Raw genomic sequence first — 16917 nt, forward strand, 5'->3', positions numbered from 1 at the left:
AAGTTGATGGATGTGTGGTGCTACCCCATCGCTATCAAGCTAAGACCATAAAACGTTAATTATAATAGAGGTTGTTTCTTTTTTTTAAAAGCTACGTGTAGGGAATTTAAAGATTTGCATACGAAATAAACCCTAATGGGTTTCAATTTTTTGATTTAAGCCGCTTGATTATCAAACATGGTACAATTGTAAATGACACCTAATATATCAAAGACTGTTTTCTTCTCATATCGATGAGATTTTCTCCCGTTTTGCTGTAGGAGGTTGAACAGGCGAATTAAAATCTTTGATAGCTCTTGGGTGTCTTTCTGTATAGCTTGGAAAATAAGAAGAAAGTAATCTTTAATCATATATATGGCCTTATATTCACTCAGTTCTCGTTTTATCTTTTTACAATGATGAATATGAAAGAATGATTTCCACGTTTTAAATAAAAGCTCGATTTGCCAACGTAAAGAATACCTCTATAGATATTGTCCCATCGGGACAATATCTATAGAGGTATTTGTCATATATACATTGATACCGCTAAGTCGTTTACTACGAGCAGAATACTTCATTCCTTTCTTTTTTTCTCTTACAGTTTGATCGTGTAATCGTTTTTGTTGTTGTTCTTTTGTTAGTCGATGAACAATCACACGAGTCGGCACTTTATCAGTCATTCCTACATAAGCGTCAGCTATTTCACATGTTTGTCCTGGTTGAAGAGAGCTCATTAAACCCTCCATATCTATTTGAATATACTCTGTACCTTTCTTAATTCTTCCATCTTGAAAATAATCAGGATTGGGATTTTTTTGATAAATACGTGTATTCGACTTGATACGAGAGATATAGTAAGCCTTTTGGTCTTGTATATGTTTAAGATCTTTCAAATGAAAATACCCTAAATCTCGGATACATAAATCATTCGCTGTCACAGTTGGAACACGCAGGGAACCGTAGGTTCGATCATGTTGTTTACCTGGACCTGTATGGATATGCAGGAACTGGCCACTTAATAGATCATACTCTAGCTGAATCTTCACCCCCGCTGTATGGCTGCATCCTCCTGCACCTGGATAAACAAATGAAAAGGGATCTGGAAGTTGAAATGCAGTTGAATCTAAAATACGAATACGCTTGAAAACAGAAGTATATGGAGAAGGAATAGGTATAGATGAGGCCAATTTTTGGTTTAGTAGTTTAGATAATATGTGTTGTAAAAATTGGACAGCCGCTTTATTAAATCGTTGATTCAGTCCCTCAGGACTGATGAGCACTTCTGTCGATGCTTCTAAACAGCTAGATAACTGGGTTAAAGAAGTTGTAGCGACATTTTGACTCATCCATACACATAAAGCGACTAAATCTTTTGCTTGGTATTTACTAGTTCTTTGTACAAAACCAACATCTCTAGCAAGATCTCGTAAGATATTTGGAGATAAGAATTTTTGAATTTCTTGAGCAAATAGTTGTAATTCATCAGATACAGAAATAGACATACAAAAACGCCATCCTTTCCTATGATTCTACAGAAAGAATAGCGTATTTTTTCATTTTATGGGGTATTTTGTTTTGGTATCTTGATAGCGATGGGGTGGACTCCCTTTTTAACATAAGGGTAATTTATGTCGTGTTTAGCAATTATTCATTACATAATGCAAATGATTGTTTACATTTTGTTAGTAATCATTTACAATTACAGTAATTGTAAATGAGGAAAGGGGAATTATGATACTAGAAAACAGAGTTAGAGAATTACGAGCACGATTTAGATGGACTCAGCAAGACTTGGCCGATGCAATTGGGGTCACAAGGCAGACAATTGGATTAATAGAAAAAGGTGATTATTCTCCATCTGTCACTATGGCGTTAAAATTAGCTGCTGTATTTCAAGTTACCGTAGAAGAGGTTTTTTATTTAAAGGGAGAGGAACGATTATGATAAAACAGGTTTTAAGATCTCCACTTATAGGGGCCAGTATATTTGTGTTGATTATTGCATTTTTACTATTTTCTCTTATGAATACACAAGTCATTTTAGCTAAGTTATGTTTCGGGATTTTAGTGACGGTTACTTTTTTATGGCTCATTCTCACAAGGATTTATAACCGAAAGAATCCTCATGATAAGATTAGGCTATTTGGTTTTATACCATCCGAATTTCGTGAAATAGATGAAGGGCAGCAGTGGGTAACCTATAAGGCTTGCCGAAATGTGTATATTTACTATAGCATTGCGCTTCCAGTAACGGCAGGGATTTGCTTTCTCTTTTCTCAACATAATTTTGTTCCATTATTGTGCATTGGTTTACTAGGTGCAGGTCAATATATTGTCTATTGGTTAACCACTATTTTTATTTTAAATCGTATTTAACAAAGGGGATGAAACAATATGGTGGAGTGGGCTCAAAATGCGGGGGCATTATGGCAATATGTAGTGTTATTTCTTTTAGCATTTGCCCCATGGATGGATGTATCAATTGTTGTACCACTTGGTATCGCATGGGGATTACAACCATTTGCAGTAGGAGTAACAGCATTTGCAGGAAATCTTATCTTGGTTCTATTACTCGGTTTTTTCTTTAAACAGTATGCAAAATGGCAAGCAGCAAGAAAACAAAAAAAAGGTATAACAACACCTTCTAAAAAAGAAACCCGATCAAGAAAAATATGGGATCGATATGGTATTCCAGGTTTGGCTCTTCTAGCTCCAATTCTCGTAGGAACTGATATTGCAGCCGTATTAGCTTTAACATTTGGATCTAACCGGACACACGTCATAAGTTGGATGACGGTCAGTCTAGCAGTATGGACAGTCATTTTTACAGTTGCTGCGATGTATGGACTTAGCTTTTTAAATATTATTTAGGATATCATAGTGATTTTAGGTAATCTAAAATCGTTCACTACCTAAAAATTATGGAGTGATGAAGTGAGTTCATATGATATTAGGAGAAAAGCTTTGACCAAAAACATTTGAACACTCAACTAGCTGTACGATATGGTCATAGTACCGTAATTCACGAACCTATATGGATAGAGACACATTGCTATCAAACTAATATTTTGAAGCATCCCCAAAACAAAAAAAATGTACATTTTCATCTGGAAATGTACATTTTCTCGTTTTGGGGTATTTGCTTTCCTTAGGTTGATGGGCATGTGGTGCTACCCCAAAATAAAAAGATTAGGAGTGAATCCTAATCTTTTTATTTATACATATTATTGTTAGTTATATCACTATCAATTCCAAAACGGGATATTTTGAATAAATGAAACCGTCAAAATAAGTGTTGATACGGAACCGGCAGTTACTAAAGTTACTATTTTTCGTCCATTCTGTTCTTTTGAAGGTTTTATAAGTTCTGTAATTAACACAATCCATATTATGATAGAGACTATTGAAATAATATTTATAGACATATGTATCACATCCCTTCTTGTTTTTACATAAATATTTCTTCTTTTATAAAATAAAAGCAATTTAACAAGAAAACATGTACCTCATTAAAAATCAATATTTCCCTGTTAAACCACCTTTTTTAAATAGAAATACGACTGATAAAACGATAACAACAGCCTTCAAACTTCCCCAATATGGATAAATAGTATGATCTGTTAGACTAGCATATTGAAAAATATTCTCTAAACCGAAAATTCCTATCATGACTGCTAAAATAAATGAAGCTGATCCATACGTCCCGTTATGATAGAGGGTAAATAAGTATATTGCACATATAAGTGGTACGATGATTTGTAATAAGAGTGTCATAATTAGTCCCCCCGGTATATTGATACTTATATTATATACAAAATTGTAATAAAAAGGAATGCGACTTATTTAATACTAACAGAACTACTCTAATCATATTCTTCTATAAAAAAGAAGAAAAAGGGGTGTACAGTTAATTGACAAAAGTTAAAGTTAATTTACGACCCATTGTTCATAACGTAAATTTACCAACCGTATTGAAAACAACGATACTTCCAGGTGAATCGACCGAAAGACTATTTATCGCAACTCAATTAGGAGAGATTTTTTACATAGGGGACGGAGTTATAAAAAAATTTTTAGATATGCGTCACCTAATTATTAAATTAGGTACATCTGAAGAAGGTGTTTCTAGTAGCGGTTATGATGAACGAGGATTACTAGGACTTGCATTTCATCCGCAATTTTATCAAAACGGTTTATTTTATCTTCATTATTCAGTAGCCGGAACTCAAGGTCCAGGTGCACTTTCTGAACAATTTAAACCGAATCCTTGTGACCCTAAAACGTTAAATTTAAAGTGGGTTAATAGAAATACGCAATATGATCACATTGATACAGTGGAAGAATGGACTTTACAATCTAACGGCCAAGCTCAAAAGCGACGAACATTACTGAATGTAAGAAGACCATTTTTTAATCATAACGGAGTCAATAGTTTAAACTTTTCACCTGAGACTGGAAAACTTGTTTTTACAAATGGAGATGGCGGATCAGGTTATGATCCATTTAATTTAAGCCAAGATGATTTAGAAATAGCAGGAAAAATAATTGAAATCGATGTAAATAAAAATACATTTATAAATAACCCTCCTGTAGTTACACGCTTTAATGACCTTCCTTTATCTATACAAGAAACACTTACAGTAATTGCAAAAGGAGTACGTAATATAACCGGCATTTCATTTCAAAGGTTTTATAATCAATATATCAAATACACCGGAAATGTCGGACAGGATATTGTAGAGTCTATTTTTTCATTTGTTCAATATAAACCTATACCAGTTACAGAACTTGTTCAAATGCATTTTATGAGGTTAACTCCCAATCAAGATGGTTTTATCAATTTTGGGTGGCGAGGATGGGAAGGGGATTTACCTACTTCTTTTATACGACATTGTTCCGAAAATCAGACTTTGGATGAGAGAACAATAGTTTATTATGATGAAACAATACAAACTTCAGTGAAGCGTATTCTGCCTCTACTTAGTTATTTTCATAAAGATTTTAGAACCGATAAGTTTGGAGGAACTTCACTTACAGGAGTTCAGCCATATATGGGAAATGCAATTTCAAATTTAACGGGTAGCGTTGTTTTTACCGACCTTGCTAAGAAAGAAGATTCTCGACCGCCAGTTAAGGGTGTTTTAGCTTATACTAGAGCCGGTACAGACGGTAAACATGCTGACTTTCATGCTATTGAAACCAATTATGATTTTGGTACGCAAGCAGCTTATTATATGAGTTTAGGAACAAATTCGGCTCAAACTAGGTTATATTTAGGAGTTTACGGTTCTATGAAAGTAACTGATTTTAACAAAGGTACCATTTTTGAAATTATTCCTTGATACGATACAAATGCTCAGTCTAAAAACATAAGGAATTTATTCTGTTTTCAAAACGCAAGACTTAACTTGTCCCCCTAAAAATCTTCAATGTATTAGCATCTATTAACTTGGAGAAAGTAACTCATAAACCATATGTGTACGAATAATATAGAAAGTAATGAATGAGGTATCTTTAGGGGGTATTTTAATGAATCGTTTTGTACGTTATTGGTATCAACTGATGATAGAGCATGATATAAGCTTTGTTCATAAAAGAAAATTGTCCCTTGCGAATAAGTTAGTACTTACAGCTTTGATGAGTGCATTGGCCACCATGTTTCAAGCGGCGGGGAACTTAATTCCTGGTATAGGTTTGCTCATTAGTCCATTTTCGACATTGCCGATTTTTTTTTGCTATTCTCTATTCTATTCGTGAGGGAATACTTTCTTATATTCTTACTATTTTTCTATTATTTATTATTGAGCCAAGTGAACTAATTGTCTTTCCTTTTACTACAGGCTTATTAGGTCTAGCCTTAGGACTAGCCTTTTTAAAATTCAAGAGGAGAATTTGGATTGTTTCCTTTTCAGCGACTTGTCTACTTATAGGGATTATGATCGTTCTCGATGTTTTCCGTTTTCCGGTACTTGGTCCTACTGTTCATACAACTATGGACATAAAAATTATTTTATCAATATTTATACTGAGCTTTCTATACTGCTGGATTTATGCAGGTTTTTGCAGAATAATGATGAATAGATTATGTAAAGTGTTGTATTGACAATGGCATAATGAAGATTGGAGAATGCATTCATGACTAACGTTGCAGTTAGAAGACCAAATTTGAATGATGTAGATGAACTATATTTATTTTTCCGGATAGTTATTACGAATACATACAAAAATGAAGGATTGTCACAATTATTGGATGACATAGAAAATGAAATTAACTCAAAAAAGCAGTATTTGAAAAGTGATTTTGATAGTAACGGAGAAAGTCGTTACTTTTTATTAGCAATTGATACAAGTAACGATAAAATCATTGGAACAATCGAAATTGGTCCAGCAAGTACATTGATTAATAGTTGTACAGGTGGTGTACTTAAAAATTTGTATGAAATAGGAACTGTATTCATACTTCCGGAGTATCAAAGAAAGGGAATAGGGAGTTTATTACTACATACAATGTTTCTTACATTACTTAGCAGAGGGATAACAGAATATTGTTTAGATAGTGGATATAAAAATGCGCAAAGTATATGGACGAAAAAGTTTGGAAAACCTAGCTATGTATTGAAAGATTACTGGGGCGAATCCAGTGATCATATGATTTGGAAGAACAATTTACATGATACACCTATAATATTTGAATTATAAAATGAAATATGCCTCTGAACATAGCTTTTCTTACTTATGTATGCTATTATTTATCTTTATAATAAAAGAGGACGTGAATGAACTTGATTAAAATTAAAATTCCTGAAGCTGATGTTTCAATTACTGAACGTAAACAAGTTATTAAAGGAGACGAGCCAATCATTACTCCAATTAATGGCTTTATCGATTTCCACTTGTTCCCTAGAGATAAAGGCGGCATTTTTATGTTTTATAATATTAATGACGAACTTCTTTTCGTAGGTAAAGCTCGTAAAATTAGACAACGTATTAAGAAGCATTTTGAAGATAATGTTTCACCAATTAAAAATCACCGTGATGAAGTATACCGCATTGATGCATGTATCGTAGAAGATCCAACAGAAAGAGAAATTTACGAAACATATATCATTAATGAATATAAAGCGAAATATAACGTTGATAAAGTATTTTACAAATAATCAACATTAATAAAAAACAATCCTAGCTAATATGCCAGGATTGTTTTTTATTTAGATTTATTCTTCATATCTTTCTCCTTTTTTCAAATGATTAGCCACAATAAAACAGAATATCCCTATAAATATAAGTACAATACCAACCGTTTTATGTTTTCCCTCAAAGAAAGGAATATCTGAAATAACATTTGTCATACATAGTCCTAAAAATACAAGGATAGGGCCCACCCAAAGTAATACATTACCGAATTTTGTGTGCTTCCACATAATAACCCTCCTTAATTCTCTTTACATATATATCCATAACTTAAAAGTAAATTCATAGAGAAATATAGTTTTTTTCATATCGAAAATTTAACCCTCATATATTGGTACAAGCAAAAGAGAAAGGAGACCATCATGAATTGGTTAGAAGCTTTCATATTAGGTATAATTCAAGGTTTAACAGAATTTTTACCAATCAGTAGTACCGGACATCTTTATTTAGGAAGGCATTTATTTCAATTAGATAAAGCAGGCTTATTTTTAGATACGATGTTGCATATTGGGACTTTACTTGCAGTGTTTATTTATTACAAAAAAGAATTTATATATTTAATTAAAAACCCATTTTCAAAGCTCATGTTATTACTTATTGTTGGGACGATACCTGCAGTTGTTATTGGTTTATTGTTTAAAGACTTCTTTGAAGATATTTCAAAAACAGGAATCACGATCGGTTGGGAGTTTTTAGTGACCGGATTCTTTCTCTACATGGCAGATAAACAAAAGAATGGTCGTAAAAAAATGGATGACATCACATATAAAGACGCATTAATTATCGGTTCATTTCAAGCGGCTGCTATTTTCCCAGCGATTTCTCGTTCTGGTATGACAATCGTCGCTGCATTATGGAGGCAGTTAGACCGTGAAACTGCTGCTTACTTTTCTTTTTTATTATCAACGCCAGCCATTGTCGGAGCCATTATTTTGCAATTTGTAGACGTTTTTCAAGGGAAAGCAGAATCTATTTCTAGTACATCTTTAATTGTCGGAACGTTATCAGCAGCGTTTTTTGGATACATAGCCGTTTCATGGATGATTCAATATTTAAAACGTCACTCCTTAAAAGTATTCGCGTATTACGTATGGGGATTAGGTATTTTAATTTTAATGTTGCAATTTACTGATGTATTTTAAGTATAATGATAAAGAAGTTAATTAGTTTAAGATCCTGTTTCATTCATACAAGGCAGGATCTCTTTTTATTAAGGGGGAAAATATGCTTAATACGGCTATCGTTATTGGTGGAAGTATGGCAGGAAAGTTTGCAGCAAAAGCATTATCAACTTCTTTTAAAGAAGTAATCATTATAGAAGCTGGTGAAAGATGGGATGGAAAGTCTTCGAGAAAAAGAGTTCCACAAAGTAATCATCCTCACGTGTTATTAAAAGGTGGAGAAAACGCAATTGAAGAATTGTTTCCTAATATTACGAACGAATTAATAGAAGCGGGTAGTATTATAAACAACTTTACGCGTGATTTGAAATGGCATCAATTCGGTCTATGGAAACAACCGTTCATAGGGGAAGTACATATGATTCAACAAAGTCGTCCTTTGCTAGAATGGCATATTCAAAAACGAATACATCAAATTTCAAATATTACTATTAAATATGAAACATTGGTTAAAGGGTTATTGGTAGATGCAAAGCTTAACAAAGTGTGTGGAGTAAAAGTTAAATATTTAGAGACAGACACACAAGAAGAAGTTCATGCAGATCTTGTAGTTGATGCGAGTGGATTTGGCTCAAAAAGTATAGAATGGCTACGAGAATACGAAATTGAAGTAAAAGAAGAGAAAGTTCGTATTGATTTATTTTACGCAACGAAAATGTTCAAACTTAAAGAAAATGAGGAGTTAGACTGTTGTAATATGCTAATGTCTCCGAGTTTCCCTGATAACCCTTATGGCGTTCTTATTCAAACGATAGAAGATAATCGTTATTTTGTTACTTTCAGTGGATACGCAAATGAGAAAGCACCACAAACAGATGATGAGTTTTATGATTTTGCTGAAAACCTATCAATTTCTAATGTTACAGACTTCCTAAACAAGGCTGAGGGAATTACTGATATAAAGACATACAAAATTCCTTATCAAGTACGCCGGCGATTTGATTTAGTGAATAATGTACCAGAAGGCTTATTAGTTGTTGGAGATGCGCAATGTCGTTTTGATCCCGTTTTCGGCCAAGGCGTATCAGTTGCTGCTATGGAGGCTCACCAGTTGCAATTACTTCTGCAAGGCAGAAAACAGCTTGATAAAACATTTACACAACAATTTTATAAAAAGACAGCTAATATAATAGAAACCCCTTGGGATATGACAACGACAGAAATATCACGTCACCCGCAGCTAAAGAGAGAATTAACTACAAAACAAAAATTTCAGCTATGGTATACGAAACAAATATATCGACTATCCGCAAGTAATTCTGATGTTTATATTCGGTTAGTACGAGTGATGAATTTAATTCGTAGTCCATTTCATCTTTTTCATCCGAAAGTGCTACTATCTGTATTGCTTAATCGAAAGAAATAGCAGGAATATAATTGATTAAAAAAGAATGTATAACAGTTAGTAAATCAAGAAGGAGAATACGAGATGGAAATATACATAGAGCAACTAAAGAAACAAGATGTTAAGGATTTATTTACGTTTGAACTTACGAATAAATCTTTTTTTGAAACAATGGTACCAAATCGTGGCTCGAAATATTTTGAATTTGAATATTTCCAAAAACTACTAGACGATTTATTAATAGAACAAGCGGATGGAGATTCTTATTTTTATTTAATTCGTAATGAAGAAAAAGAAATTGTAGGGCGAATCAATTTAGTAGATATAGATACGGAAACTCGAATTAGTTCACTAGGGTATCGGGTCGGAGAAAAATTTACTAAAAAAGGAGTTGCAACAGCAGCCGTAAAATTAATTTTAGATGTAGCGAAAAATAATGAAATTACTGACATTTATGCTAAAACAACGACTAATAATCTCGCATCACAAATTGTACTAGAAAAAAGCGGATTTTCTTCTTATCAAAACGAATCAGATACAACATCTGTAGAATTAAATGGAGAACATGTGAAGTTTGTACATTATATTTGGAGAAATACTTCGCGCTTATAATAAGGAGGACTTATTCATGAATGATTTGCGTTATCCAATTGGCCAATTTACATACAAACGTCCTATAACGGAAGAAATGATTGATACATGGATTCAAGAAATTGAAGATTTACCTAATGAACTAACAAAGGCAATTAAAGATTTAGATCAGAAGCAGTTAGATACACCATATCGCGTTGGAGGTTGGACTGTACGTCAAGTAGTTCATCACGTCGTTGATAGCCATATGAATAGCTACATACGCTTTAAATTAGCACTGACAGAAAAGAATCCAACTATTAAGCCGTATAAAGAAGAGAAGTGGGCAGAGTTACCCGATTCAAAATTACCGGTAGATGTTTCACTAGTAATGCTAGATTCATTACATAAAAGATGGGTTAACCTTTTATATTCTCTAGAAATTGAAGATTTAGAAAAGACATTTAACCATCCTGAAACTGGTGAAACAAAACTTGCTGTTGCAATAGGACTATACGCATGGCATGGTCGTCATCATACCGCTCATATTACTTCTTTAAGAAAGCGTCTAAATTGGTAACATGGATATTATATTAGAGAAGGCGACAGAAACTGATGCAGAAGTTATATTTCAAATGCAAATAGACTCATTTAGCCCTTTATTACATAAATATAAAGACTATGAAACAAATCCAGCAAATGAAACTATCGAAAAAACTATTTGTAGAATAAATCAAGTAAACGGTGGCTTCTATAAAATAATAGTGGATATGAATCTTGTTGGAGCGATATGCATTTCACAAAAAGAAACACCCTCTAAATTTTGGATCAGTCCAATGTTTATTCATCCGGGTTATCAAGGAAAAGGAATTGCTCAAAAGGTGATTACATTAATTGAGGAAATGTTTCCTGAAGCAACGAGCTGGGAACTTGCTACTATTTTAGAAGAAGAGAAAAATTGTTTTTTGTATGAAAAGATGGAGTATAAAAGAACAGAAGTTATAAAGAAATTAAATGATAAAACTACACTTATTTATTACAAAAAAGAAAGGTAAAGCATATAAAACACGCTTTACCTTTTTATGTTATTTTAGATTAAATATACAAAAATGATGTATTTTCTTCCGAAATACCCGGGTTAGTAATTTCTGAAATGAATAAAAATACAAGAAACCACTACTTTGTCGTATATGTCACTAACGCTTTTTGAATGCTTAAAATACTATCGTCACCTTTAAATTCTTTCGTAATTGGATCCTCCATACTAGACACCCAAATTTTAAGTTCTGCATCTAAATCAAAATGCCCAGCCGTTTCGATGCTATATTGTGTAATACTTTTATAAGGAATAGAATGGTATTCTGTTTTTTTGCCGGTTACTCCTTGTTTATCTACTAAAATAAGTCGACGATTTGTAAATACGATTAGATCACGAATTAATTTATAAGCATGCTCTACTTTTTCATCGTCTAGCATAATCTTCTCTAAATCACGTTCTACACTTTCAGAACTCGTATTTGATGCATTTCCTAAAATACCGCTAAATAAACCCATATTAAATTCCTCCTTTAATATATGTGGAATGAATTACTTATATTGTAACATGTTACTCACAAAGATATTATGACATTACTTTAGTAGTTTCTGGTTATTGTTGTAATCAGTTTATATAACCTCATCTTAAAATCTTGTGCTAATATGAAATTAAGAAAAAAGAAGCAGAGGGATATAACATGAAGAATATCGGTTTAGTATTAGAGGGCGGAGGAATGAAAGGTTTATATACTGCAGGTGTACTCGAATATTTCATGGAAAAGAACTTATTCTTTCCGTATGTAGTCGGCGTATCAGCTGGAGCCTGTATGGGGGCAACCTATTTGTCACGTCAAAAAGGGAGAAATAAGAAAGTAAATACAGAACTAGTATCAGATTACAGGTATATATCTTATCGAAATTTAATTCGAAAACGTGAATTATTTGGGATGGACTTTTTATTTGATGAAGTACCTAATAAAATCGTCCCGTTTGATTTTCAAACTTTCTTAAACTGTAATGAACAATTTGTTATAGGGACGACTGATTGCGAATCAGGACGAGCTGTTTATTATAATAAAATAGAACATGGAAATGATATTTTAAAAATCATCCGTGCATCTAGCTCAGTTCCGTTTATAGCACCTGCTGTAGAATACGATAATCGTAAGTTGTTAGATGGAGGAATTATAGATCCTATTCCAGTTCTAAAAGCTCAAACTGATGGTTATGAAAAGAATGTAGTTATCATGACAAAACCAGAAGGATACGAAAAGCAGCGGAATAAATTTTCTAGACTGGCTAAAATTTTATATAGAAAATATCCGAATATCGCAGAATCTTTAGTAGAACATTATCGTTTTTATAATGAGACGATATCTTATATGAATCAAATAGAACAAAAAGACAACTTTTATGTCATTCAGCCTAGCGTACAACTTCCAATAAGTGGAATAGAAAGAAATAAAGAGAAACTTGTTAATTTATATAACCTTGGCTATATAGATGCTCAATATCATTATGAAAACTTATTAAATTGGATAGAGAAATAAAGGAGGAGAAAGTTGAAGTTAGGAAAAAGGGTTATTTTTAATGAATTGCAGAAAATGCCTAGTCCGCTGTACAAACCGTTTCCTTATCGCGCTACAGCAAAATTGCAGCGAAACTTAGAAAGTAGATTTACCGAAGATAATTGTATAAACGCTGATTTTAATCATCATTGGATGCATACAGCAGCTACTTTAAATTCTGTACTAAATGGAAACGAACAGAACATTACGTTTCAACAAATAAAGTGGTTAAGAAAATCGTTTTTTGAGTGGTTTCCGCAATATCGTTTTCTAGAAACAGAAATTGTGAATTATCCCATTTTGTATAGAGATTTCATAAGTTATGAGAAGACCAGGAAGCTATTACTTTATTACCTTACTGAATAAAAGCGAAAACGTACAGGTTACATTACTTGTACGTTTTTTGTTCATAAAACATTCAATATTAACAATTAGTTTATATAGGAATTCTAATGAGAAGAAAGAAGTACATATAATAGAATGATACAGGGGAGGAGAGAGGAATAGCTGTTTTGCTTTAAGTTATTGTCCAACTCGAATACAGTTAGTTATTTATGTTAAAATATTTCGAGTGAAATCAAGCTTTTAAGGATTTCATTGAACATTAAACAAAACAAGTTAGCAACGTAGAAGGGATAACATTAACATGAAAAACGTATCAAATATAGATAAAGTAGAATCAATAAAATCTTTACAGTCAACAATTAGTAAACTTGAAAATGCCTTATCACAGATGACTCAAAAAGGATCAAATACTACTTTAGTGAAAAAAAGACTCAAAGCAGCTAGTATCGGCTTAGCTATGTTAGAAAGTGTTTGGAAGCAAGAAACTCATCATTATACTCAGGAAGATTTAGCAGAAGCTCGTAATGTTCTGATTGGTTTGCTTCCATCAATTGAAAAGATTTACGTTAAGTCAAAGCTTGGGAGTCCTCAAAGAACGCTTTTAGAAAGAAGAATAAAATCGTTTGAACTTTCTATTCAAGCAATAGACAATTATTCTAGTAAATAACTTATTTAAAGAGTCTTATTACAAAAGTGTAGCAAGACTCTTATATCATTCTATCAAAATTAAATATCCTTACTGCCACATTGCAGCAAAGGCAAAACATCTTGATCTACCTCATAATTATTCTCAAACTTCACATCTTCAAGAACATTTCATTGTCTTTAATAAAAATCCATGCATTAAGTAATCTTCAATCGCAAAAACACTCAATTATTTAATTTACGAAAATGGAATACCGCCATGTATTGCTGTAGATCCTGTTAATCAGCTAGAAGAACTAACTTTTGAAAACGATATTCCTCGGATTGAAAATCAAATTTCATCTATAAATTCTAATGCAACTCAATTTCACTTTTATATGGTAGCAGGACAACTTGAAAACAAACCTCTTTTAACGGCCAATAATCACTTGTATAGAGCTTTAAAAGATAAAGGGTACAAAACCACTTATGAAGAGTTTCAAGACGGTCATGATAGCGTGTGAGGGTGAAAAAAGTTATTTGATGGATTGAAAGCTTTGAAATAGATAAAAACCACACTATAAAATAAAAAGGAGAGAAAATCTATGAATCAGGAAGAACTCGATAAAAAATTAAAGAAACAAGAGATTTTAGTAAAAGATGAAAAAGTTTGGTCGTATACGTATGAGGATCATATTAGTTCTATCGTTAAACAAGCAGAACAGAAAGGAGCTTTTGATAATTTACCTGGTAAAGGTAAACCTCTTAATCTCGATAAAGATCTTTCTTACAATCCTGAAAAGCAACTTTATAGAACTTTAGCAAATAATCATATTTTGCCTAGGTGGATTGAGCTTTCAAAAGAAATTGAAGATTTAAAAGAAAGACTAAAAGAAAATACAAATACGGCAGAAGCAGCGGAATTAATTCGAACTATCAATAAAAAGGTTTTAGAGCATAATTTACTTTGTCCGACAAGCGCGCAAAAAATGAGGGTGAAAATGGATTTTTAACGATTTTCAATTAAGCTATCGCTTACTATATAATTAAGTTAGGCATTTTCAATTCGTTACTAAAGGGAGGCAAATGTAGTGAAGAATACGTATCAACTTCAAATTCCGAAAGAACTAGAACAGTATCGTAGTATTTTAGAAGAAAGTGTGAAACCGTATGTTAAAGTGTCTGGAACATTAGCAGAGACAACGCTTTTTGAAAGTAAGTTTGGTGGTTATCCGTATTTACCTATAGATCAAGAGCATCCAAAAGACTCAAACGGACAACCTATGATGCTACTTGCGCAGTTAAACCTTGAAGAAATACCAAACATTGAACATATGCCTCAACATGGAATGTTACAGTTTTTCATAAGTGCTGAAGAAGATCTTTTTGGAGCAGATTTTGATCATCCCACAAGCCAAAAAGACTTTCGAATTGTTTATCATTCTACAATCACAGCGGATTTAACTAAGGTAATTACTGATTTTAGTTATTTAAACACTTTACATTTAGAGAATTTTATCATACCCGAAGCAGCAAAACTAAAGTTTGAGTTGGCATATCAACCAGTAACACCAAGAGATTATCGATTTGAAATGATTTTTAGTGATAACATTGATTGGGAAGAGATTGTTGATGAAGAAAATAATATAGAATTAGGCGAACTGTATGATGATTTATGTAAAGATCAAAGACATAAAATTGGTGGATATCCATTTTTCACACAGACAGATCCGAGAGAATGGGAAGAAAAATACCAACAGCATGACATATTATTGCTGCAAATCGATACAGACGATTCATTAAATATTATGTGGGGCGATTCTGGGGTTGCTAATTTCTTTATACGTAAGGAAGAGCTGTTAAATCTAGATTTTTCCAATGTCATTTACAATTGGGATTGTTACTAGAAGATATAAATAAATTAATAGCAAACAAAAAATCTTCCTGAAGGTGAGGAGGATTTTTTATGTTAAAAATAAGCGTTATGTTAACTAGAATAAAAAACAATGAGTGTAATGAAAGGCAAGCCTAAATAACAGAAATAACAACAAATAATGTAAAGTTGTAAAACGTGTGCAAATAGCAATCAATTCATTTAAGTAAAACATAAAATAAAATTACTAATTTATATTTTGTATAGAAATAATTTTTCTGTATAAAAATTTCTTGCCGATCAAAAATGTTTTTAATTCGTTAAATCTTAAGCGATTATTGATTAAGATTTGCTGTGATGAATTTATAACAAATAAAAACGATAAAAACCGAAGAAATTTGTTTAGATAAGATTTCATATGAATCTCACTAAAAATCTCCGTTCCGTCTCATTAAGTATAGTTTACTTGGTTTTTGATACCTGTAATCGCTTCGTCTCTATAACTGCCTATAATATATATTATGTTAACTAACTTTAAATTATAAACTTATTATAAATAAGTCAGTTTTTGTGATTAGCCTCCTCTCGTTCTTTTTAATCATTCTGTGTGATGGATTGTTTAGTTGTTTGTTTTATAAGTTGTTGATGAAAATGTCTCCAGATATAAATTATATTTAAGACAATAAAAAATGCAATTCGTTTTAACTGAACGCATTAAACGAATTGCATTGATATGATTACGGATAAGTTCTTAAAATTAGTTTGCTATAGCAATTGCTTCAATTTCAATTAATAAGTTATCGTTAATTAACTTTCTAACTTCGACAGCTGAACTTGCTGGTGGATTCTTAGTGTCAACGTATTGATCTCGTATATCTCTAACAATGGCCATTTGAGAAATATCTGTTAGGAAAAATGTTAATTTTACTACATCATTAAATCTTAATTCCGAAGTTTCTAATGCACTTTCAATATTTTCGAAAACTTGTCGCGTTTGTGTAGCTAAATCACCAATGCCAACTATTTGACCATCAGTGTTAATCGCTACTTGTCCAGATATGTAAATTGTTCGTTTAGCGTTACTAACTTCCACTACATGTGAATATCCAAAAGTTGGTGGCATCGTTTCTGGATTGATAAATTTCTTTTGCAAGGTGTCTCTCTCCTTTTTTATCAAGAAAATTGTAAAATCTCTGTATTCACT

General features: G+C 32.4%; 21 protein-coding genes and 3 pseudogenes. 18 read left to right on the top strand and 6 right to left on the bottom strand.

The window, feature by feature from the left end; translation table 11 throughout:
* Window positions 1-155: 155 nt before the first annotated feature.
* Window positions 156-1484 (bottom strand): annotated as a pseudogene (locus ACYFX0_RS26305) (IS4 family transposase).
* A gap of 229 nt (window positions 1485-1713) precedes the next feature.
* On the opposite strand from ACYFX0_RS26305, the gene ACYFX0_RS26310 reads away from it, so the two are divergent.
* Genes ACYFX0_RS26310 through ACYFX0_RS26320 form a run of 3 tightly spaced genes read left to right on the top strand, consistent with a single transcriptional unit; the run spans window position 1714 to window position 2852 of the window.
* Window positions 1714-1926 (top strand): helix-turn-helix transcriptional regulator, encoded by a 213-nt coding sequence (locus tag ACYFX0_RS26310; RefSeq protein WP_000599740.1) that lies wholly within the window; start codon window positions 1714-1716, stop codon window positions 1924-1926.
* Complete coding sequence (locus ACYFX0_RS26315; protein ID WP_000595642.1) at window positions 1923-2357, top strand: hypothetical protein; 435 nt, start codon at window positions 1923-1925, stop codon at window positions 2355-2357. The genes ACYFX0_RS26310 and ACYFX0_RS26315 overlap by 4 nt, the downstream gene beginning before the upstream one ends.
* 18 nt (window positions 2358-2375) lie before the next feature.
* Window positions 2376-2852, top strand: a complete 477-nt coding sequence (locus ACYFX0_RS26320; RefSeq protein WP_000230643.1) for a small multi-drug export protein — start codon at window positions 2376-2378, stop codon at window positions 2850-2852.
* Window positions 2853-3226: 374 nt separating this feature from the next.
* On the opposite strand, the gene ACYFX0_RS26325 is transcribed toward ACYFX0_RS26320, so the two are convergent.
* Both ACYFX0_RS26325 and ACYFX0_RS26330 read right to left on the bottom strand, forming a co-directional pair.
* Window positions 3227-3406, bottom strand: a complete 180-nt coding sequence (locus ACYFX0_RS26325; RefSeq protein ID WP_098582558.1) for a hypothetical protein — start codon at window positions 3404-3406, stop codon at window positions 3227-3229.
* Window positions 3407-3497: 91 nt separating this feature from the next.
* The gene (locus ACYFX0_RS26330; RefSeq protein ID WP_000173569.1) at window positions 3498-3755 is read right to left on the bottom strand and encodes a hypothetical protein; all 258 of its coding nucleotides are present in this window, start codon (window positions 3753-3755) and stop codon (window positions 3498-3500) included.
* A 137-nt stretch (window positions 3756-3892) separates the two neighbouring features.
* On the opposite strand from ACYFX0_RS26330, the gene ACYFX0_RS26335 reads away from it, so the two are divergent.
* The 4 genes and pseudogenes from ACYFX0_RS26335 to ACYFX0_RS26350 all read left to right on the top strand — a co-directional run bounded on the left by ACYFX0_RS26335 (window position 3893) and on the right by ACYFX0_RS26350 (window position 7138).
* Entirely contained in the window at window positions 3893-5323 is a 1431-nt protein-coding gene (locus ACYFX0_RS26335) for a PQQ-dependent sugar dehydrogenase (RefSeq protein WP_000169959.1), read from the top strand.
* 187 nt (window positions 5324-5510) lie between these two features.
* A pseudogene (locus tag ACYFX0_RS26340) lies at window positions 5511-6084 on the top strand (hypothetical protein).
* A 32-nt stretch (window positions 6085-6116) separates the two neighbouring features.
* Window positions 6117-6680 (top strand): GNAT family N-acetyltransferase, encoded by a 564-nt coding sequence (locus tag ACYFX0_RS26345; protein WP_000185962.1) that lies wholly within the window; start codon window positions 6117-6119, stop codon window positions 6678-6680.
* Window positions 6681-6757: 77 nt separating this feature from the next.
* Window positions 6758-7138 carry a nucleotide excision repair endonuclease gene (locus ACYFX0_RS26350; protein ID WP_001048937.1) on the top strand — a complete coding sequence of 127 codons (381 nt, stop codon included), beginning with the start codon at window positions 6758-6760 and terminating at the stop codon, window positions 7136-7138.
* A 57-nt stretch (window positions 7139-7195) separates the two neighbouring features.
* Here ACYFX0_RS26350 and ACYFX0_RS26355 read toward each other — a convergent pair whose 3' ends face one another.
* Window positions 7196-7402, bottom strand: a complete 207-nt coding sequence (locus ACYFX0_RS26355) for a hypothetical protein (protein ID WP_098437247.1) — start codon at window positions 7400-7402, stop codon at window positions 7196-7198.
* Between the two features lie 132 nt (window positions 7403-7534).
* On the opposite strand from ACYFX0_RS26355, the gene ACYFX0_RS26360 reads away from it, so the two are divergent.
* The 5 genes from ACYFX0_RS26360 to ACYFX0_RS26380 all read left to right on the top strand — a co-directional run bounded on the left by ACYFX0_RS26360 (window position 7535) and on the right by ACYFX0_RS26380 (window position 11323).
* Window positions 7535-8314 carry an undecaprenyl-diphosphate phosphatase gene (locus tag ACYFX0_RS26360; RefSeq protein WP_001104288.1) on the top strand — a complete coding sequence of 260 codons (780 nt, stop codon included), beginning with the start codon at window positions 7535-7537 and terminating at the stop codon, window positions 8312-8314.
* 82 nt (window positions 8315-8396) lie between these two features.
* Window positions 8397-9719 (top strand): FAD-dependent oxidoreductase, encoded by a 1323-nt coding sequence (locus ACYFX0_RS26365; protein WP_106082087.1) that lies wholly within the window; start codon window positions 8397-8399, stop codon window positions 9717-9719.
* 63 nt (window positions 9720-9782) lie between these two features.
* On the top strand, window positions 9783-10310 hold the full coding sequence (locus tag ACYFX0_RS26370) for a GNAT family N-acetyltransferase (RefSeq protein ID WP_000409250.1): 528 nt from the start codon (window positions 9783-9785) through the stop codon (window positions 10308-10310).
* 16 nt (window positions 10311-10326) lie between these two features.
* Window positions 10327-10848, top strand: coding sequence for a YfiT family bacillithiol transferase (locus ACYFX0_RS26375; protein WP_000999070.1), 522 nt, complete (start codon window positions 10327-10329; stop codon window positions 10846-10848).
* A gap of 1 nt (window position 10849) precedes the next feature.
* On the top strand, window positions 10850-11323 hold the full coding sequence (locus ACYFX0_RS26380) for a GNAT family N-acetyltransferase (protein WP_000351397.1): 474 nt from the start codon (window positions 10850-10852) through the stop codon (window positions 11321-11323).
* Window positions 11324-11444: 121 nt separating this feature from the next.
* Here the strand turns inward: ACYFX0_RS26380 and ACYFX0_RS26385 are convergent, their stop codons facing one another.
* The gene (locus tag ACYFX0_RS26385; RefSeq protein WP_000522474.1) at window positions 11445-11822 is read right to left on the bottom strand and encodes a PH domain-containing protein; all 378 of its coding nucleotides are present in this window, start codon (window positions 11820-11822) and stop codon (window positions 11445-11447) included.
* A 179-nt stretch (window positions 11823-12001) separates the two neighbouring features.
* On the opposite strand from ACYFX0_RS26385, the gene ACYFX0_RS26390 reads away from it, so the two are divergent.
* The 6 genes and pseudogenes from ACYFX0_RS26390 to ACYFX0_RS26415 all read left to right on the top strand — a co-directional run bounded on the left by ACYFX0_RS26390 (window position 12002) and on the right by ACYFX0_RS26415 (window position 15747).
* Entirely contained in the window at window positions 12002-12853 is an 852-nt protein-coding gene (locus tag ACYFX0_RS26390) for a patatin-like phospholipase family protein (protein WP_000789282.1), read from the top strand.
* Window positions 12854-12865: 12 nt separating this feature from the next.
* Window positions 12866-13237 carry a YxiJ-like family protein gene (locus ACYFX0_RS26395; protein WP_000765972.1) on the top strand — a complete coding sequence of 124 codons (372 nt, stop codon included), beginning with the start codon at window positions 12866-12868 and terminating at the stop codon, window positions 13235-13237.
* Between the two features lie 280 nt (window positions 13238-13517).
* On the top strand, window positions 13518-13883 hold the full coding sequence (locus ACYFX0_RS26400) for a hypothetical protein (protein ID WP_000800304.1): 366 nt from the start codon (window positions 13518-13520) through the stop codon (window positions 13881-13883).
* A 109-nt stretch (window positions 13884-13992) separates the two neighbouring features.
* Window positions 13993-14406: pseudogene (locus tag ACYFX0_RS26405) on the top strand (hypothetical protein); the annotation flags it as partial.
* Window positions 14407-14445: 39 nt separating this feature from the next.
* Window positions 14446-14853, top strand: coding sequence for a DnaJ family domain-containing protein (locus ACYFX0_RS26410; RefSeq protein WP_001070924.1), 408 nt, complete (start codon window positions 14446-14448; stop codon window positions 14851-14853).
* A gap of 78 nt (window positions 14854-14931) precedes the next feature.
* Complete coding sequence (locus ACYFX0_RS26415; protein ID WP_460272019.1) at window positions 14932-15747, top strand: YwqG family protein; 816 nt, start codon at window positions 14932-14934, stop codon at window positions 15745-15747.
* A 723-nt stretch (window positions 15748-16470) separates the two neighbouring features.
* On the opposite strand, the gene ACYFX0_RS26420 is transcribed toward ACYFX0_RS26415, so the two are convergent.
* Window positions 16471-16866 carry a RidA family protein gene (locus ACYFX0_RS26420; protein ID WP_106082086.1) on the bottom strand — a complete coding sequence of 132 codons (396 nt, stop codon included), beginning with the start codon at window positions 16864-16866 and terminating at the stop codon, window positions 16471-16473.
* Window positions 16867-16917 lie beyond the last annotated feature (51 nt).

The sequence above is a fragment of the Bacillus sp. NEAU-Y102 genome, assembly GCF_054788175.1.